Origin of the sequence: Shewanella pneumatophori, from assembly GCF_023283895.1 — a bacterium.
Lineage (GTDB): Bacteria > Pseudomonadota > Gammaproteobacteria > Enterobacterales > Shewanellaceae > Shewanella > Shewanella pneumatophori.
Window position 1 is genome coordinate 31152 of the sequence record NZ_JAKILB010000017.1, and the last position, 20697, is coordinate 51848.

At 41.7% G+C, this 20697-nt stretch carries 14 protein-coding genes; 5 read left to right on the forward strand and 9 right to left on the reverse strand.

Features of this window, described 5'->3' with window-relative positions:
* Positions 1 to 88: 88 nt before the first annotated feature.
* From L2740_RS19255 to smc, 7 genes are all read right to left on the reverse strand, one after another.
* Positions 89 to 676 (reverse strand): thiol:disulfide interchange protein DsbA/DsbL, encoded by a 588-nt coding sequence (locus L2740_RS19255; RefSeq protein ID WP_248951704.1) that lies wholly within the window; start codon positions 674 to 676, stop codon positions 89 to 91.
* Between the two features lie 146 nt (positions 677 to 822).
* Complete coding sequence (locus L2740_RS19260) at positions 823 to 1671, reverse strand: SDR family oxidoreductase (protein WP_248951669.1); 849 nt, start codon at positions 1669 to 1671, stop codon at positions 823 to 825.
* 41 nt (positions 1672 to 1712) lie between these two features.
* On the reverse strand, positions 1713 to 2906 hold the full coding sequence (locus L2740_RS19265) for an HD-GYP domain-containing protein (RefSeq protein WP_248951670.1): 1194 nt from the start codon (positions 2904 to 2906) through the stop codon (positions 1713 to 1715).
* A 545-nt stretch (positions 2907 to 3451) separates the two neighbouring features.
* Positions 3452 to 3919, reverse strand: coding sequence for a DUF2919 domain-containing protein (locus tag L2740_RS19270; RefSeq protein WP_248951671.1), 468 nt, complete (start codon positions 3917 to 3919; stop codon positions 3452 to 3454).
* Between the two features lie 467 nt (positions 3920 to 4386).
* Positions 4387 to 6393: an NAD-dependent DNA ligase LigA gene (ligA, locus tag L2740_RS19275; protein WP_248951672.1), complete on the reverse strand. Its 2007-nt coding sequence runs from the start codon at positions 6391 to 6393 to the stop codon at positions 4387 to 4389.
* 97 nt (positions 6394 to 6490) lie between these two features.
* Entirely contained in the window at positions 6491 to 7462 is a 972-nt protein-coding gene (gene zipA / locus L2740_RS19280) for a cell division protein ZipA (RefSeq protein WP_248951673.1), read from the reverse strand.
* Between the two features lie 23 nt (positions 7463 to 7485).
* Positions 7486 to 10911, reverse strand: a complete 3426-nt coding sequence (gene smc / locus L2740_RS19285) for a chromosome segregation protein SMC (protein WP_248951674.1) — start codon at positions 10909 to 10911, stop codon at positions 7486 to 7488.
* A gap of 230 nt (positions 10912 to 11141) precedes the next feature.
* Between smc and cysZ the strand changes: the two genes are divergently transcribed.
* Together cysZ and L2740_RS19295 are read left to right on the forward strand one after the other, a co-directional pair.
* Positions 11142 to 11915 (forward strand): sulfate transporter CysZ, encoded by a 774-nt coding sequence (cysZ, locus tag L2740_RS19290; protein WP_248951675.1) that lies wholly within the window; start codon positions 11142 to 11144, stop codon positions 11913 to 11915.
* A 183-nt stretch (positions 11916 to 12098) separates the two neighbouring features.
* The gene (locus L2740_RS19295; RefSeq protein ID WP_248951676.1) at positions 12099 to 14447 is read left to right on the forward strand and encodes a carbohydrate binding family 9 domain-containing protein; all 2349 of its coding nucleotides are present in this window, start codon (positions 12099 to 12101) and stop codon (positions 14445 to 14447) included.
* A 99-nt stretch (positions 14448 to 14546) separates the two neighbouring features.
* Here L2740_RS19295 and L2740_RS19300 read toward each other — a convergent pair whose 3' ends face one another.
* Positions 14547 to 15794: a response regulator gene (locus tag L2740_RS19300; RefSeq protein ID WP_248951677.1), complete on the reverse strand. Its 1248-nt coding sequence runs from the start codon at positions 15792 to 15794 to the stop codon at positions 14547 to 14549.
* 674 nt (positions 15795 to 16468) lie between these two features.
* Between L2740_RS19300 and cysK the strand changes: the two genes are divergently transcribed.
* Positions 16469 to 17437, forward strand: coding sequence for a cysteine synthase A (gene cysK / locus L2740_RS19305; protein WP_248951678.1), 969 nt, complete (start codon positions 16469 to 16471; stop codon positions 17435 to 17437).
* Between the two features lie 36 nt (positions 17438 to 17473).
* On the opposite strand, the gene L2740_RS19310 is transcribed toward cysK, so the two are convergent.
* Positions 17474 to 18151, reverse strand: a complete 678-nt coding sequence (locus L2740_RS19310) for a TetR/AcrR family transcriptional regulator (RefSeq protein WP_248951679.1) — start codon at positions 18149 to 18151, stop codon at positions 17474 to 17476.
* Between the two features lie 174 nt (positions 18152 to 18325).
* On the opposite strand from L2740_RS19310, the gene L2740_RS19315 reads away from it, so the two are divergent.
* Together L2740_RS19315 and L2740_RS19320 are read left to right on the forward strand one after the other, a co-directional pair.
* Positions 18326 to 19399, forward strand: coding sequence for a methyltransferase (locus L2740_RS19315; protein ID WP_248951680.1), 1074 nt, complete (start codon positions 18326 to 18328; stop codon positions 19397 to 19399).
* A 119-nt stretch (positions 19400 to 19518) separates the two neighbouring features.
* A complete protein-coding gene (locus L2740_RS19320) occupies positions 19519 to 20508 on the forward strand; it encodes a TDT family transporter (protein WP_248951681.1) in 990 nt (329 codons plus the stop codon).
* The last annotated feature ends 189 nt before the right edge of the window (positions 20509 to 20697 follow it).

Below are 20697 nucleotides of genomic sequence, written 5' to 3' on the forward strand. Positions count from 1 at the left end.
GCAAAAGCCCACTTTTAGTGGGCTGTTGAGTTGCAAATTCTGTGCTTTCAAACTGCCTATTATCAAGCGCTAGAGTTTGAAACTGAACCTACTCTTCGAGAGTATTTAAATATTTGACTAATTGCACTAGATCTTCTGGTGTTTTACCAGGATTCTTAACTAAATACTGACCGTTAACAACGATTGATGGCACGCCACGAATTTCAGCTAATTGCGCTTGAGTGTCGTAATTCATCAGCGCTAATTTAGCATCGGTTGATTGCATTGCTGCTTCGACATCTTTGCCATCTAGGCCTTGGCTTACAAAAAAGTCTTTCAGTTGTTCAGGGCGAGTAAATGCGCCTTCTTTCTCATGAATTCGAGTAAAAATATTGCCATGAACTTGCTTAGTTACACTGAACTTTTGCGCCAAGTAATAGGCTTCCTGACTTAAAATCCAACTTGTACGACCGGCGCCAACTGGGGTACGTTCAAACTTAACTTCATCACCTAGAAGGTGCGCTGTTTGCTCAAAAAATGGATCTTGGCGGTAACAGTGACCACAGTTATACGAAAAGAACTCACGCACAATAGGTTTTGTGCTTTCTGGGATCCCTGCGATTTTAACGTAATCCACACCTTCAACATAAGTGTTCGCCGCTGCAACTTGTAATGGTAACCACAGCATAGCAACCATAAAAATGTGACTAACGGCCTTGATTAATAATTTCATATTCATCCTTAATTGCTATTGTTGCTTTAACTAAACCTTTGAGATGCTGCCTAGCTTTAAATACTTTAAAGTTCAGTGTTTAATTAAACGTTTTGAGCCAAGCTAACCCTCTATTCACATGCTTCTAGCATATCCATAGGATCGCAAAATTGATACTCAAAATTAATCTCTTCAACCAATCGTTGACTACAAATTAACTTACCCATTGCTGATGATACGTCATAAGCATCACCTTCCTCTTTGGCGAAATCAGGAGCAGTTAAGCCCAGCATATTAGCTGCTTTTACATAAAAATCCTGTCTCGTTGGGTGCTCGGGAGCGCATACATTATAAATACCACCAACGTTAGACTCAAAAATCAGTTTAGTCACTGCCGCAATACAATCATTTAAGTGCACAATATTGACTGCACTCATACCACCCGTAAGCTCTTTTTTACCTGCCAAAAATCGTCCCGGGTGCCTTTGTGGGCCAACAAGACCAGCAAAACGAACCACGCAAATATTCGGCTGGTCAGAAAACAGTTGTTCTGCTTGCAATAGCTTTTCACTAATTGGCGAGTGTGCCTGTGCGTCTTTTTCTGTAAGCACACCATTAATTGCAGGGTAAACCCCAGTTGTACTGACAAAAATCAGTCTTTTATAATCGAAACCTGCGATTAACTGCTTTAATTTGGCAAGTCGCTGCAGATAGGCATTAGGAGCCTTTCTTAATCCGGGGGGAATATTAACCACAAGGCAATCAGCATTAAGGGCATTTGTAATAGTTTGACTATCTTGAGCCAAATGCTCGTCATCATCTAAATCGAGCTGAAAACCGTTAATGCCAAACACACTTAATTCTTCAGCTGCAGACTGCGAACGCTTGCTGCCATAAACGATAGTGCCACGTTCTTGAAGGAATTGAGCAAGAGGCAAACCAAACCAACCGCAGCCGACTATACCTACAGTTTTGATCATATATTTCTCTTTTTATTGGTTATGAATTAGCTTTAATTAAGCTATAAGGTACTAAAATAAAAGCTAACTGGCGAGTTTGCATCTAACGTTCTAATTGCCGCCGCAGACAGTTGTTCAACTTTAATGACACCTTTGATTTCGATATCTTCTTGTTGCAAGAACCTAAGCTGAGATTGCAGCCCTTGGGCAGTGCAACTGCGAATAATCGGCTTTTTAAACTCTGCAGTCGTTACCATAACCTTAGCGACTTCGCCGTTAGACAGTTCCACCAAAGTTCCTGGAGGGTAAATACCTAAAACTTTAACCAAAGCTGAGATCATCGCAGCATCATGCTTTTGCACACGATTTTTAAATAGATACCCTAAAGCAATTTGCGGTGATCGTCCCTCGCCGCGAAGTAATCGTTCAAAATCATTTGCTAAGCTAACCACTTGAGTTTCTGCCGCAATTTGCTCCCCCTTTAGCTTATGCGGATAACCACTACCATCAACCCACTCATGATGATGTAACACAATATCAAGCACTTTTTTAGGGAACAATCCTGATTTTTCCAACATGCTATGGCCAAATTGTGGGTGCATATTCAGAAAATTGATTTCATGGTCAGATAGGTTAGTTTTCTTACGGCGAATAATATCCGGTACTTTTTGTTTACCAATATCATGAAATAGCGCTCCTAGAGCGATATCTCTTAACTGGCTATGATTCATGCCTAACGTCTGCGCAATCATCATCGACAATACAGCAATTGACACCCCATGCTGATTTATCGATATATCCACTCCCGCATCAACGCTTGCCAAATAAGGTGTTTCAGTTTCTTTTAGGTGATCCATTAATTCTTCAACTAAGGTCGCGGCACTGCGGTAAGCGCCTTGAGGATCTGAGCCTAATTTAGAAAAAACGGAGCGGCAATCGTTTGCTCCTTTAGTAAAACGTTGCTGCCCTAGGCGGATTGACTTCCTCACTACACTTTTAGCCTGCTCGGCCAATTGCTCTGGAGTCAGTTCAGGCACAACAATTTCTACCTCGGTTTTCTTAGGTAATAGCTCTTCGCCGGAAATAAGATACACAAAGGCGACATCTAGTGTTTTAATCAACTCGATATGAGACAGAGTTTCAATTTCAATGCGGTTAAACAGAAACGGGTGATTGGTCCATGCAAGCGGCAATTTAACGACCATGCCAACTTTTAGGTCTGACAAGGGCACTCTCACCTCGACAGCTTTTGACATTGATATCACTCCCAATTTCACTTTGCAGGCGGATTTAAACCTGTATTGACTATATCTAGAAGGCGCACTGTGCTGGTCACTTAAATTAAATGTGACTGACTGGCTATCTAAAGCTTGTTAGGCAGCATAATACACTAGCCTAATAACGATATATTATAGATATTTACGTTATAATAAAGACCTAGCGCCAACTTTATGACAGCTAAAGTTAAATTGACAGGCCTATTTGAACGTTTAATCCGCTCCCGTCGAAAACAAGCAAATTCAATATAGGAATATCATATTCTAAATTTATTGAAAAATGCTGCAACAGAGAATTGCATACAATATACCAAGAGTCTATACTGAAACTGTTCCTTAACATTGGTCGCCCCGAAAGATCGTTAGGGAGCAATACTGTCAATTGTCCTTTTACTTTGGGAGATCTGGGTTGCAGTTAAGCCGAGGTTGAACAGTAAAGGTTTTATCGTAAACATAAGGCGCCTTATACAGAGTGACTCTCTGTACAAGCAACCCTATTTGACGCTGCTTGCAGCGTCTTTTTTTTACTCTTTTTCTTTCCAGTCGCTAAAGTACAAATTTAAATGTTTAGATTTATACAAGTACAAACTGGCCCAGAATAAAAATAATGCATCTAAACCTATACTCCAGCTATAAACATAATAGGTGTGCAAAATCCGTTGGATGAGTAAACCACCATCAACGATCAAGAGTATTGCCAGTAGCCATTTCATGTACGGAAACACATGACGTACCCAGGCAGGTTTACGTTTTCGCTCAGCAATTACCGCGGCATAAATAAAAAGTGCTCCAGCGCCTGCCGCTAAGGCCATTAAAAAGTCATTTTTGTGGGGATAAAATAACGTCACTAAACCAGCACGATCGCTAGCTTGTGTTAATGATGCCACAAACACACACCAACCACGGGCAATAAACACTAGCAATAGATACAGCATAATTGGTGGTTTAACGTGGCCTTTATCATCGAGCCAAGTGATATTGCTAAAATTCACAAACCGTCCCTAATTGAAAGTTAATTGCTCAACAGCTAATGTAGCTAGCCTTAGTTATTTAAAGCCGTGTAGTTTTATATATTTTGCGCTTTTACAAGCTAAAACCTATTTACTCAGGTCATGTTAGATATGGTGCTTTTTAGGTACTTTTCAAGATGTGGGACACACTAATCTCAGTTGATATCAAAATCTTTGCTATTCAACCTATTGCTGCAAACAAACCTAACCCGAAAATTATCAATTACCAGCGCAATAAGGCAGGCTTATCAAGAAATGCCAAACAACTGATCTCATCACCAACATTAGCTCAATGTAGCGCTAACACTGCCATCCCCATTAATCCACGATCCACTCACTTAGTACTGGGATCATTTAATGGGTTAGTAATACCAATCAGGGCTAACAAAAAAGCTCCTAACCAAAGGCCTAGGAGCTTTTTACTGCAAGGTGTAAAACTAAGAAGTGAGCTACGATAAAATAGCGATTAGCGCTTCTTCATCAATCACTTTAACCCCAAGCTCTTGGGCTTTCGCAAGCTTTGAACCTGCAGCTGCGCCTGCAACTAAACAGTCAGTATTTTTAGATACGCTACCAGCTACTTTTGCCCCTAGAGCCTGTAATTGACCTTTAGCATCATTACGATTAAGCTGTGTTAGCGTACCAGTTAACACCCAGGTTTGCCCTTTCAAAGACAGATCTTCTTCAGCAACCTCTTCAATGGCTGGCCAGTGAACACCTGCCTCAACAAGCTTATCAATCACCTCGAGATTATGTGGCTGGGCAAAAAAGTGCTCTAAATGCGCGGCAACAATCGTACCTACATCATCAACTTTGATAAATGCTTCTGCATTAGCTGCTTTAAGCGCTTCTAGTGTTTTGAAGTATGCCGCAAGGTTTGCCGCTGTCGCCTCGCCGACTTCACGAATACCTAACGCGTACAAGAAGCGCGAGAATGTTGTTTGTTTAGCAACCTCAATTGCTGCGACTAATTTCGTCGCCGACTTCATTCCCATACGCTCTAACATAGTCAAAGCTGATGCGGTTAACTTGAAGAGATCTGCAGGGCTCGCAACGAGTTCTTTATCAATTAGCTGCTCAACAACTTTATCACCCATACCGTCGATATCTAATGCTTTGCGTGAAGCAAAATGTTTAATCGCCTCTTTACGCTGCGCTTCGCAAAATAAACCGCCCGTGCAGCGTGCAACAGCTTCACCTTCAACTCGTTCAACTTCGCTTTCACAAACAGGACAAAGCGCTGGAAAAACGATATCTCTAACATCATCAGGGCGTTTTTCGGCAACCACTGCAACAATTTGAGGAATAACGTCACCTGCGCGGCGGATAATAATAGTATCGCCAATCTTAACGCCAAGACGTGCGACTTCATCTGCGTTATGCAATGTGGCATTCGATACTGTCACACCGCCAACAAATACAGGCTTTAAGCGCGCAACAGGTGTTACTGCGCCAGTGCGACCGACCTGAAAATCAACACCTTCAAGCAGTGTCATCTCTTCTTGTGCAGGAAACTTAAATGCAGTTGCCCAGCGCGGCGCTTTTGCCACAAAACCTAGGCTTAGCTGATGAGCGATTTGGTTTACTTTGATCACTACGCCGTCAATTTCAAAAGCTAAGCTGCTACGACGCTGTTGAATATCATTATAGTATTCAATTACCTCTGCAACCGAACTACATACTTTAACCTCTTGGCTGACCGGTACGCCCCATGAACGCAGCTGCTCAAGTTGGCCATAATGACTGTCGGCAAGTGGCCACGATTCAGGTTCTACTACACCTAATGCATAGGCATAAAAACCTAATGCACGGCTAGCAGTGATCTTGCTATCTAGCTGACGCAAACTACCAGCGGCAGCATTACGCGGGTTTACAAATAGCTTTTCACCCTTAGCTCGGGCGCGCTCATTAAGGGCTTCAAACGCCTTATGAGGCATAATCACTTCACCACGCACTTCAACCAGTGCAGGTAAGTTATCGCCACGTAGCGTTAACGGAATAGATTTAATCGTACGCACGTTTTCGGTGATGTCTTCACCTGTTTGGCCATCACCGCGGGTTGCAGCACGCTCATATACGCCATTGCGATAAGTGATACTCACAGCTAGACCATCTAACTTTGGCTCACAGCAGTAACTTAAATCTTTACCTGTTTTGTCAACAATGCGCTGATTAAACGCATTAAACTCTGCTTCATCAAATACATTATCCAAGCTCAGCATCGGCTTTAAGTGCTGAATTTGATCAAACTTAGCCAACGCTTCGCCACCCACTCTCTGAGTGGGTGAGTCAGGTAAACAAAATTGCGGATGCTCGGTCTCTAAGGCTTTAAGCTTATGTAATAAGCGGTCGTACTCAGCATCAGGAATTGACGGGCTGTCGTCGACATAGTAGCGATAGTTATGTTGATTGAGTTCAGCGGTTAACTGAGCAATTTCGGTTTCAATAGCTTGCATCTTATATGTCCAAATAATAACAAAGGCCGCTGCTGCGGCCTTTCAATTTTCTACGCTTACAGCCTAACAATAGACACTGTCGTGCAATCATCTACACTTATGCTAGCGCTCTGATCCGTTGAATATAATTCTGCTTAGTGCTTTCTAACCATGTATCACGGCCGCCATCAAGCACTTCACCACCGAGGTCATCAGCAATTTGATGCGCAGAATTAAGCATGATTGAAAAGTTCATTAGCGCATCGCCATAGCAAGGTAGAGTCATAAATAACACCACGCCTTGAGTGGTAAATTGCTCCATATTGTCAGGGTCAAACACACCTGGCTTAACCATATTGGCCATAGAGAATAATACTTTACCTGTTCCAGCATTATCTTCATGGCGATGGAAAATATTCATATCGCCATATTTAAAGTTAAGCGTTAATAAGCAAGGTAGTAATTCTGCACCGTGGAGTTCTTCACCATCTTTGGCGACAACATGTAACACTAAAACGTCTTGAGGCTCACCGAGCTCTTGTGTAGGTGCAGCTTCTTGCGGAGCCGCAACAGCTTGTGCGTTTTCGCTGTAAGCTTGATTATGAGCCTGGATTTGAGCTTCGTTAGCTTGTTGAACAGGCGCTGTAACCGTTTGCTCCGAAGTCATCTCTTCTGTTGCGAATAATGACTCTTGCACAGGTGCTTGCTCTGCAAACTCAGGATTTTCGGTCGACAATGATGGCTCGACTCGAGTTTTAGTCACTTTTTCTTGAGGAGTTTGAGTTAACTCAAATGCATTTTCTTTTATGGCTGGTTCTGAAGTTGCAGAGAACTTTGCTACGCCATCGTTTACAGTCGCTACAGAGTCGTTATTAGTGGCATCGTCTGCAGCAACCTTAACCACTCTTACTTCACCAATTCCGTCGTTATCAAAACCATCTGCATCACGACGCTCACGATTGATGTCGGTCATAGGGCTTTGTTTATAACCCTTTGGTTGTTGTTTTCTTATCGACCAAAAACCATGCACAAGTACGGCGATAATGGCTATCGCACCTAAAAATAGCAATACCAGTTGCAAATTTTCCATTGGTTACCCTGTATCTCTTATGTTTATCCGGCGTCAGCTAGCGCCACCGCTTCATCAATATCAACAGCCACAATGCGTGAAACGCCGGGCTCATGCATAGTCACACCGATAAGTTGATCGGCCAATTCCATGGTGATCTTGTTGTGACTAATATATATAAATTGCACACTTTGCGACATCTCTTTTACCAAACGACAAAAACGTTCGACATTGGCATCATCTAAAGGTGCATCAACTTCATCCAACATACAAAATGGCGCTGGATTCAGTCTAAAAATAGCGAATACTAATGATAAAGCTGTTAGCGCTTTTTCTCCACCAGAAAGAAGGTGAATTGTACTATTCTTCTTACCCGGCGGCCTTGCCATAATAGTAACGCCTGTTTCCAACAAGTCATCATCTGTTAAGGCTAAATAAGCACTACCACCACCAAAGACCTTTGGAAATAACAAACCTAAATCGGCGTTAACTTTATCAAAGGTTTCTTTAAAGCGACTTTTGGTTTCTTTATCAATTTTTCGTATCGCTTCTTCAAGGCTACTAAGTGCAGCATTAAGATCGTCGTCTTGACTGTCTAAATAGCTCTTGCGTTGATTTTGTTGTTCGAACTCTTCAATAGCCGCTAAGTTAATTGCTCCTAAATGAGCAATTTGTGCACGTAGTCGCTCTAGCTCTTTTTGACGCCATAGCGTGGTCTTATTATCATCTAATGTCGATAATATTTGTGCAACGTCAACACTTTGCTCATCTAATATGCGTTGTTGGCTATCAATTTGTCCTTTTAAACCTTCACGACGTAACTTTAACGTGCTTGACGCTTGAGTCAAGTTTTCTAACTTCGCAAGCTGTTGTTTTTTATTCGTTCCTGCACTATCGCACAGTTCCTGAATCTTCGCTTGTTCTAGGCGGAGCTGTGCCAAGGCCTCTTGCTTAACTTTTTGCGCCTGAAGGGCTTGCTCAAGTTGTACAGTAAGTGGCTGAGAATCACCTTCTTGTTGCTGGTCTTCTTTATTTTGTAGCGATAACAGCTGTGCTTGAGTTTGTTCAAATTCAACCAAGCGCTGCTGATGTTGACTCAGTTGCTGCTCAATCAACATTAGTTGAGTTTGTAGCTGATGTTCATTGACCGAAAGCTGGCTCAATTTAGCATCTAATTGCTGACGCTGAGGCCTCAAAATGGCTAACTGTTCAACCGCTTTCGATTTCTGCGTTTGAACCGCACTCTTTTGTGTAGCGGATTGCTGTAGCGCCACTTTCAGCTGCTCATGCAGTTCCTTGCCTTGCTCAGCATTTAACAATAACTGTTGCTGCTCCTGCTTTGCTTCCTGTAACTCAGTTTGAGTTTGTCTCAGTCTTGAGGATATATCCTTAATAGATTGCTGCTGTGAGCGTAACTGTGAGCTAACTGTCGCGAGTTCAATCTGTTTAGTTTGAATTAACTGCTGTTTTTGCGCGATTTGTTCAGTTAACGGCGCTAAATTTCGTTTTACATCAGCGACTGCATTGTCTAGTTCAGCTAACTTAACTTGGTTAGCTTCAATGTTTGCCTGAAGTGTAATTTGTTCGTTTTTCAGCTCAACGGTTGAGCCCGCAGCTTGAGTTTTCTCAATAATGAAGTCATTACCAACAAGGTAGCCGTCCGCTGTCGCAATAAGCTCATCCTGTTTTAACGTGCTGCGCTGTAACAAAGCGTCATTCAAGCTGGCTGACCAGGTCACATTATTTAGCCAAGGCGCCAAATTTACCGGTGCGCGAATAATGCCATTATCTGTAGTGCCGACCGTAAAGCCGTATCGAGTAGCAATCTCATCAGCATTTAGTTGTTCAGCGCCAAGCACCTGCGTATTCAACACCCCTGATAATAAGATATCCACTGCAGCTTCCCAGCCCGGAGACACCTCAAGTACCTGCCACAATGCTTGCTCACTACCAGGTCTATCAACCGGTAATAATTGGCTTACAACCGCAAGTCGACCTTTTTCATCAGCAAGCTGCACTTTTAGTTTATCTTGCTCAATGAGCAAAGACTGCTGCTGTTGCTCTGCAGTTGTTAGCTTAAACTTAAGCTCGTCAACAATTTCAAGTTCCTGCTCAACAGCTTGAGTCAACTCATTGACTTGTTGACTTATATCTTGCGATTGGAACTGTTGCAGCTCAGATGCTGTGGCGTCAACTTGCAATTCTAAACGAGTCACAAGTTTGAGTTTATTCTCAATGCCCGTTTGATAATGGATTAACTGAGTTCGATTCATCTCAAACTTCAAATTCGCTTGAGTATAAATATCATTTAAGCCATTGAGCTTCTCTGTCAAGGAGTCGAGTAACTCAGTGGCAGAGTGCACATCAATATCAAAGTCGGCTAACTGCTTACGCAGCAAATTAGCCTCAGGTGAGGCCTGAGTTTGCTTTTCAATCAGTAAAGCTTGCTTTGCTTCATCTTCAACTAGGCGGCCACGATAAGCAGTTAACTGTGCTGCGACTTCTTGTAATCGCTCAGTTAAGCTTTCATTTTGCAACTGTCGATGCTTCAAGGATTGTTCAAGCTTAGCAATGTGGGTTTTAGTGAGATAAAAATCTTCGACTTGATGTGCTTCTTGCGCATCAAGCTCACTTAGCTTTAGTGTAAGTTCAGTTAAACTCAGCTCAAGTGTTTGGTTTTCAGCAACAAATTTTGCTTGTTGTAGCTCTAGCTTTGCTAGCTCAGCATCAATTTTAGCAATTTGTAACGTTAATTCATGGTAGCGTGATACAGATAACTCGGCGTCACACTTACGCTCTGCTTGCTTAAGCTCGCGGTACTTTTTAGCAGTTTTCGCTTGCTCTGCTAATTTTTCTAACTGTTTAGCTAATTCAGAGCGAATGTCGCCTAAACGAGCTAAGTTTTCACGGGTATGACGAATACGATTTTCGGTTTCGCGGCGGCGCTCTTTGTAACGCGAGATCCCCGCAGCCTCTTCAATAAATACCCTAAGCTCTTGTGGCTTAGATTCAATCAGTCGTGAAATAGTGCCCTGCTCAATAATGGCATAGCTACGCGGACCTAACCCAGTGCCCATAAAAAGGTCGGTAATGTCTTTACGACGGCATTTTTGATTATTAAGAAAATAGTTAGAGTCACCATCACGGCTCACTTGTCGCTTGACAGCAATTTCTTGATAACTTGAATACTGACCAAGCAAGCGGCCATCTTGATTATCAAAAATTAGCTCCACACTGGCCACCGAAACTGGTCGACGCGCAGTTGAGCCATTAAAGATGACGTCTGTCATCGAGTCGCCACGTAAGTGTTTAGCCGAGCTCTCCCCTAACACCCAGCGTACAGCATCAATCACATTGGATTTGCCGCAGCCGTTTGGACCAATAATGGCACTTAATGGGTTAGGAAAAGGTATTTTAGTTGGATCGACAAATGACTTGAATCCGGCAAGTTTAATCTGTTTGAGTCTCATGGTGCCGTGTAGTCATTTCCTCGCTAGGCAGTAGCGATTAAGTTTGAGGGCTAACCTTTGCATCAAGCAAACTATCGCTAGTCAGCGTGTGCGTGTTAATGGGCTAACTTTACCAAAGCTCACTGCATTTTGTAACGTTTTTATCGTTGATTAAGCGCTTTTAACTTGTGATTAAATACCGACTGACTCACAATCGTACTAATACGCATTTTTAACAACCTAGTATTTCTATGAATAAAACCAATCAAGTACAAAAAAAAAGCGGTGTTAATTATTTTCTAGATGGCTTCAGTCTCATCAAAACCAAGGGCCTGAGGAAATTCGTTTTTATTCCATTATCAATCAACTTACTACTGTTTGGTGGCCTCATCTATTTTGCTATTGGTCAATTAGAAAGCGTATTTGCTTGGCTATCAGGACAACTGCCAGAATACTTAAGTTGGCTTAACTTTATTTTATGGCCGTTGGCTATTTTAACTTTGCTGGTTGTGATGTCGTTTATTTTCAGCTCAGTGATGAACTGGATAGCCGCCCCATTTAACGGATTACTTGCTGAAAAAGTCGAGCAACAGCTTACCGGTAAACCACTTAATACCGGTGGTAACATCAATTTGATTAAGGATTTACCGCGAATTTTAGGCCGAGAATGGATAAAGCTGAAATACTACCTGCCACGCGCAATTGTATTTTTGCTGCTGTTTTTAGTGCCTTTTATTGGCCAAACCATAGCGCCGGTTTTATGGTTTTTATTTAGTGCGTGGATGATGGCAATTCAGTACTGCGACTATCCATTTGATAACCACAAAGTTCCGTTTAACGATATGAAATTCGCACTAAACCAAACTAAAGGCTCCAGCTTTAGCTTTGGTGCTGCTGTTACCCTGTTTTCAATGATCCCAATTGTAAACTTTGTGGTTATGCCTGTGGCGATTTGCGGCGCGACTGCCATGTGGGTCGACAAGTACCGTAGCGCGTATAAAAACAATGCCATCGCACCGGATTAGTACCTAGCAATAGCTACCATTAAAGCCATGTTCCCATGGCTTTTTTTATGTTCGAATTAATCGTTTTTACGATTAAGCAGGTTCACTCGACAAGTTTTGTAACAAATTCACCACAAGCTAAAGCTCTATCAAAGGACTAATTCTGGCACAATCTGCGCAACATAAAATAAACATAGATAACAAATGATTAAACCTGCTGTTAAACGTCGCTTGCTTCCATTGGTCTTATTTTTTAGTGCATCCTCCGTCTTTTATGCCCAAGCTGGCGAAACAACACAATTTAATATTCAAATCCCAACAATCGAAGGTCAAGTTGAAATTGATGGTGAGTTTAATGAAACTCAATGGCAACAAGCAGCAGCTGCAACATTGGCTTTTGAAACCAGCCCCGGTGAAAATATTGCAGCTCCGGTTAAAACAGATGTAAAAATATTTGCAACCCAATCAAGTCTGTATCTTAGCTACCATGCCAAAGATCCAAACCCTGAGCAGATCCGCGCTAACCTAAGTGATCGAGACAGTGTGTGGGGCGATGATTTAGTCGGTATTAAACTTGATACCTTTAACGATGCACGACTCGCTTATCAGTTCTTTGTTAACGCCTATGGTGTGCAAATGGACTCGATTGAAAATGAACTTACTGGCAGTGAAAGTGATGCTTGGGATGGCATATGGTACAGCGCAGCCAAACGCACAGATACTGGCTATCAAGTTGAAATAGAGTTGCCACTGCGACTACTGAACTTCGATAACAAAGATAAGCAAACATGGGGCATTGAGTTTATTCGTTTCTATCCACGAAACGAAGAACATCGCCTATCAAGCCATCAAATTGATCGTAATAACAACTGTACTTTATGCCAACTTGGCGTTGCTACAGGCCTTGCTAATATTGAACAAGGTAACGACTTACAGATCACTCCTTCATTAGTGCTCAACCGCACAGGCAATCGCCCCCATGAAGAAAACAGCGAATGGGACAACGACAATAATATTGAACCGAGTTTAGATCTGCGTTGGGGGATCACCCCGAGCACTTTACTTAGCGCAACCCTGAATCCTGATTTCTCCCAAGTAGAGGCCGATGCAGGTCAACTCGATATCAATAGTACATTTGCATTGTTTTACCCAGAAAAACGTGCATTTTTTCTTGATAACAAAGATTATTTCGATACTCAATTAAACCTTTTGCACACTCGTAATATCGGCGCACCAGACTATGGTTTAAAGCTTACTAGCAAGCTCGGTGACCATACCTTTGCCACGCTTATTACTGACGACACTAACACCAACTTTTTGGTGCCTGGTAACCTCAGTTCAGATGTCGCCAGTATTGATCAGAAAAGCCATAACTTTGCTGGTCGCTATCGTTTTGATTTTGGTAAACCACTATCTATTGGTGCATTAGTTACCGCCAAGAAAAGCGATGATTACCACAATTATGTCAGTAGTGTGGATGTAAAGTATCAACCCAGTGATCACGATACATTTATCGCGCAATATGTGGTTTCAGATACTAAATACCCAACGGATCTATTTAAAGAATTTTGTAATACCGATGACTGCCTACCAAAGCAAAACTGTGATTTAAACGATTGCGGCGTAAATGAGCGCGTATTAAGAACCCAAAAGAATGGCAGCTTTAGTGACGATATGTACCTGCTCAAGTACCAATATGATTCTCGAAATTGGGACGCTTTTGCACAATATATTTCGATAGGTGAAGACTTTAGAGCCGATTTAGGTTTTGTTGATCAAGTCGACTTTAATAAATTTGTCACCGGCGGTGGTTATACTTGGTATCCAACATCGGGCTTTTTTAACGAAGTACGACTTAGCGGCGACTGGGATATTAGCCATAATCAAGCAGGCGATAAACTAGAGCAAGAAGCTGAGGCGCGTGTACAAGTAAATGGTCAGTGGCAAAGCTACGCTACATTTGGTGTCGTACATAGAGACCGTGTCGGCCGCCGTCACAACGGTGCATCACTAGTCATAGCGGGTAATACTCAAATGTTTACCGAAACCATGGGCTGGTTCTATGGCAACATCAAACCAACGCGAACACTTTTTATGGAAGTGGATGTTAACTATGGTGATGACATTGACTTTGCCAATGATCAATTGGGTACCAGAGTGAAATTTAATCCAGGCGTAAACTGGAAGATCACTGACTCAATTGAAATGGACTTATCTCACGTATATCGCACCTTGGATGTTGATGAGGGACGATTATTTACGGCAAATTTGAGCGACTTACGCCTCAGTTGGTATATTGATATCCATAACTTCATCAGAATTTCGAGTGTATATACTGATATTGAGCGTGACACTAGCTTATATAAATACAGCACGCCCAACGCGCAATATCAGCAATTGGGTAATGAAGTGTTATACGGCTACAAGCTCAATCCACAAAGCGTGTTTTATTTAGGCTACTCGGACGGTTTAAAAGCTGATGATGAGGTCGATTCACTAATGAAAACCGAAGAAACCTACTTTATGAAAATCAGTTACGCATGGCTGCTCTAGCCAAAGAATTAAACGGAACGATAAGCAAATAGAAAGCTAACATTTGTAACCACATAAAAAAGCAGCCTTTTGGGCTGCTTTTTCATTAGCGAGTAATTGTTAATCTTGTGCAATACACACTAGATTTCGGCCATTGGCTTTCGCTTCATATAAGCCAATATCCGCACGGTTAAGCAGCGCATCGACGTTTTCATCCAAAGTAAACTCAGTCACCCCAGTGCTAACAGTTATATTGAGTAAACCTTTAGATGTGGCAATCGGTGTTGCCTCAAGTTGCATTCTAAAACTATCTAATAAGACATATGCTTTTTCAACGTTCAACCCTTTAAAGCCAACAACAAACTCTTCGCCACCAATACGTGCTACCGTAAAGTGCTGAGAAAAAGATTGTTGTAACCTGCTAGAAAACTCAATCAACACCTCATCACCAACATCGTGACCATAGGTATCGTTAACCTTTTTAAAATAGTCAATATCAAGCAGGGCCAGTGCTAATGAACCTTTTTTCTGAGCTATGGTATTAAGCTTCTCTTCATACATATTGAAAAAATAGCGACGATTAAACACGTTAGTAAGGTAATCAAGGTTTGCTTGTTCCCAGAGCCTTGTCACCATATCTAAGGCGTCTAATGTAGTTAATACTCGGCAGTGAAACTCTTCATGTACAAACGGTTTTTGTAAAAAGTCATTGGCGCCATTTTTAATAAATCGCGCAGATAGGCTTTCATCGCTATCACTAGATAAGCCAATAATAGCAAGTTCTTCACGGCTCAGTTGCTCACGCACCTTAATGATCAAGCCAAAGCCATCGAGTCTTGGCATGTTGTAATCCGTAATTAACAGCTTTATATCTGGATTTTCACTGAGGGTTTCCAGTGCAGACACGCCATCATCAGCTTCGATAACCTGAAAAAGATGTTGCTCAAGTAAGCTACGGATAAACTTGCGACTCACGACTGAATCATCTGCGACGAGCACTTTTACGCTTTGATTGCGACAAAGACGTTTAACTAACTTAGCCGTATATTCGTAACTAAATCGATTTTCTTTAAATACATAGTCAACAATACCCAGCTGCAATAAACGCGCTCTTTGCTCAGCATCCCAGCTGCCGGTTAATACAATACAGGGGATCTGTTTTGCTAAAACAAACTTAACGATCTCGCCTTCTTGTGCATCGGGTAAATTTAGGTCGGTAATCGCAACAAAGTATTGGTTTTCAGCCAGCAGCGCTTTAGCACTGTGCATGTCTGGTGCGACATCAACCTCACAATTTAGCTCCTGAGTTAGCAAATGCCGCATAACCCGAGAAACTACTTGGCTATCTTCAACCACTAAAATTCGCAAGCTGCTCTCCTCCTTCCGAACGCTTTCAGCATTACATTTAGCAACAGCCATTTGTTAACTTTCTATTTTGGCAACTTAGTCCACCTTCGGTGGTGACATTTCGCTAAATATCAATGTTGAAACGGAAATTTTATCCAGTCACATATTTTCTATATGCGTTTATGTATGCCAGCTTACCCCGTGTTGATACAAAACGGTATAACTAATGTCAGATATCTGCTGCATTATTAAGTGAAAAATTAACATCTTCATTGTCACTTTGATGCTCTTGTGCCGCTTGATGCTTGCTTTTACGCACGTCAATAACAACTGTGGCAGAGATCTTATCTTGTATCGCTTAGTGGCATATAAAGAATATTTGGAGCGAGATCAAAAGCAAACGGCGTCACCCAGGTCTTTGGATCGTTATTTTTGCAGATTGTCGGCTGGTTCATGATTAACTTTCCATTAACGCTAATTTTAGGCAGAATCAAGCCCAAGCATTTGGCTTCAAAAACATTGTATTTTCTTTAACTTACATTACATTAACATTCTCAAGCAGTAATGAAATCTTCATTTACGAATAACAGTAAACGCTTTAATAACCAAAAAGAATAACGAAGAACAAACTATCACTTCTAATGTGGCCAAAGGCGATTATGATTTAGCTGTGCATATAAAGGAGCAAGCAACCCATGAGCAAAATTTTCGAAGATAATTCACAAACGATTGGTAACACCCCTCTTGTCCGTCTTAATCGCGTTAGTAATGGTAAAGTGCTTGCTAAAGTAGAAGCACGTAACCCAAGCTTCAGTGTCAAATGCCGTATCGGCGCGAACATGATTTGGGATGCTGAGAAAAAAGGCATTTTGACTTATGAGCAAGAACTGATTGAACCAACATCAGGTAACACTGGTATTGCCCTTGCTTATGTAGCCGCCGCTCGCGGATATAAATTAACACTGACTATGCCTAACACTATGAGCCTAGAGCGTAGAAAGCTACTTAAAGCCCTTGGTGCAAACCTTGTACTGACTGAAGGCGCTAAAGGCATGAAAGGTGCTATTGATAAAGCTGAAGAAATTCGCCAATCCGCACCAGAAAAGTACGTGTTACTGCAGCAATTTAATAACCCTGCCAACCCAGAAATTCATGAAAAGACCACAGGTCCAGAGATCTGGAATGACACTGACGGCAGCGTAGATGTATTAGTCGCTGGTGTTGGTACTGGTGGTACTATTACCGGTGTTAGCCGTTACATTAAAAATACCCAGGGCAAAGCGATTACCTCTGTTGCGGTTGAGCCAACTGACTCACCTGTTATCGCGCAAACTTTGTCTGGCCAAACGGTACAGCCAGGACCACACAAAATCCAAGGTATTGGCGCAGGCTTTATTCCAGGTAACCTAGATTTAACTCTAATTGACCGAGTTGAAGCCGTAACCAACGAAGAGTCAATTGAAATGGCTCAACGTTTAATGAAAGAAGAAGGTATTTTAGTGGGTATTTCTTCTGGCGCAGCAGTTGTTGCCGCTAACCGAATTGCAGCACTACCAGAGTTTGAAGGTAAAAACATTGTCGTAATTTTACCGTCAGCAGCTGAACGTTACTTGTCTTCTGCGTTATTCCAAGGTCAATTTAGCGACGCTGAAAACGTTCAATAAGTAAAACAGCAGATTTGTTAAGCATAAAACCCAAGCCTAGCTTGGGTTTTTTATTGCGTTAACAATATAGCTAACCGTTGAATTAATCGTTGTTACCAGTTGCTCTTCATCTATCGCTTCACGAATTAGATATTGATATTCAAAAAACTTAATCATCGCCAAAATTTGATTGGCATCTGTTTTTGCAGTATCTGAGCCCATAGCGATAAAAAACTGCTTAATACTCGTTAAAAAAGTAGTGTCTAACGCCATAATAGCCGCCGCTAATTGCGGGTTACGCAGGGCCTCTTCATGAAAGGCAGCTTCAAGTATTCTATCGTGTCGTAACGCCACCTGCCCTTTAATGTGTTCGCAGATAAATAAGCTCAGTTCTTGGATAATAATTAGTTTTGTTTGCTCAGCATTTGTGCTTTGTTTTGCCTGCATTAACCCTTCTATAAGCGCATAACTTTTTTGCTCTAGCACTTTATTCATCCAAAGGTTTTTCTCCGCAAAATAGGTCAACGAGTCGCTAATGAGATCTTTGATATCATCAAAGTAGTAGGTAGTTGACGATAATGGAACCTGTGCTTCTGTCGCCACAGCTCTATGGCGCACACCGCGGATCCCCTCTTTAACGATTAGTTTCAATGTCGCCTCTAATATTGCGACTCTTCGTGCTTGGCCGTCACTGCGGTTTGATTGCCGTCCAACATAAGTTAATGGTACCTGCATGTTACTTTCCTATCGGCTAAACATTGAGAATTGTCGGCGGTTGCAGTGCGTTTGCATGCTGCTCATAAAAATACGACTTTACGCATGAAGTCGGATCAAGTTCAAACAATAAACAAACTGTAACATGTAAAATCGCCCCCCACTAATTACGACGTTGTTTACCTCGGTTTACTTATGCCTTTTTATCGTTCTCCCCTTGCTATTAGCGCGTTTGACGCAAAATTCGAAGCCCAAAAAATTGCTTTTGCTCCTATCAGTTTCCAAGTTGCTCGTTGCTTATTAAAGTTCAATTTATTACAGCTTATCTCTGATTGCGGCAGCAAAGGCTGTAGTGTTACACACTTAGCTCAACAAACTGAGTTGTCCGAATATTCCGTCGGTGTATTAGTCGATATGGGATTAAGTATGGGTTTACTGTATCTCAATAACGATATGTATACTTTAGATAAAATAGGCCACTTCCTACTCCATGATGATATGGCGCAGGTGAACCTCAACTTCACCCACGATGTATGCTATCAAGGACTATTTGAACTTGAAGCCTCGCTGTTAGAAGGCAAACCTAAAGGTCTAAGTTCGCTAGGTGATTGGCAAACAATTTATCCAGGCTTAAGCCAATTGCCAGAGCAAATTAAGAAAAGTTGGTTTGAATTTGATCATTACTATTCAGATCATGCCTTTGAGTCATTGTTACCCCTAATATTTCAAGCTAAGCCGAAACATATCGTTGATGTGGGTGGCAATACAGGCAAGTGGGCACTGGCTTGTACTGGTTATAATGCAGACGTGCAAATCACCATTATGGATCTCCCCGGCCAACTAAAGGTGGCAATCGAAAATGCCAAAAACTCCGGGGTTGCAGAGCGAGTCCATCCATTTACGACTGATCTTTTAGACGAGCAAAAACCATTTTGTGAAAATGGTGACCTTTATTGGATGAGCCAATTTTTAGACTGCTTCTCTGAATCAGAGATCTTAAGCATTTTAACCCGTGCCGCTAAAGTGATGAAACCAAATAGTGAGCTGTGTATCTTAGAAACGTTCTGGGATCGCCAGCCATTTGAAGCTGGTGCTTATTGCGTGAATGCCACCTCGCTGTACTTTACTGCTATCGCTAATGGCAATAGCCGTATGTATCACAGTAAAACTCTACTTAAGTTAATTAGTCAGGCAGGTTTATTTGTAGATGAAGATATCGATAATATCGGCCTAGGTCATACTTTACTTCGCTGTAAACGTAAGCCCTAATTTAATCCCCACCTACCAAGATTAAATATAATTGAAGCTAAGGTTAACTTAGTTTCAATTTTTATTAACCAAAGGTCGAGATAGAATAAAACCATAAAGATTGCTACAAGGATTTTATTATGACCAGCACACAAAGCCATAAACTTAGACACAGAGTTTCTCGTCTACCTAGCCCAATGGCAGGGCTAGCATTAGCCATTGCAAGCCTTGGTTGGGCTTGGGAAAGTATGCTACCCAGCTTAAATGGCCAAGGTCAATTAATCGGCGCATCAATTGCTAGCGTAATGCTACTTATGCTGGTTTTTAAATTTATTTTACATCCAAAGGTACTTGTCGAAGAACTCACTCACCCGGTAGTTGGTAGTGTTGTACCAACATTCGCAATGGGGTTAATGGTCGTTTCAGCTGCTTTAGGCCAATTTAATCATGTTGTAGGTGTAAGCTTATGGCTCGTGGCAATTGCCATTCATATCATTTTCTTAGGTATGTTTATTTACTATCGCGCAATCGATTTTAAACTTGAACATATGGTGCCAAGTTGGTTTGTACCGCCTATTGGGATAATCGTTGCAGCAGTTTCATTTCCACATGGCTCTGAAATGCAATATCAATGGTTAGCTGATGCTATTTTGATGTTTGGTATGGTGAGTTATTTGATCATGTTACCTATCATGTTATACCGCCTAATCTTTTGCCAGCCAATTGCTGATGCAGCGAAACCAACTATTGCCATCATGGCGGCCCCAGCAAGCTTATCACTTGCGGGTTACTTAACGATGACAACACAACCATCGTTGATTATTGTTGGCGTACTGCTCACTTTGGCGTTATTGATGACAAGTGTTATTTACTTAGCGTTTTTTCACTTGCTAAAACTACCGTTCTCACCGGGATACGCTGCATTTACCTTCCCTATGGTGATCGGAGCTACAGCATTATTTAAAACCGTAAACTGGATTGTTGTAACATTTGGCGCAAGCAACGTCTCAGCAGACCTACTGATAACAGCTAAAGTAGAGCTAATTGTAGCAACTCTTGTTGTCGGCTATGTTGCCACCAAATACTTACAGCACTATAAATCTAGCATTTTTACAAAAGTAAGCCTTTGATAAAGCACTATACTTACTCAATAAGATATCAAGAAAAAATAATGTTAATCACGCCGGAAAAGTGAATTCAGTCGTAGCTAAGACTTAACAATTCTTTGACTCGGTGTGATTAACATCACAAATTAAAGCTTTTAAACCCCACAGTATACAGCTTGTTACACTGCAATCTTAAACTCTACAGCACAAAAC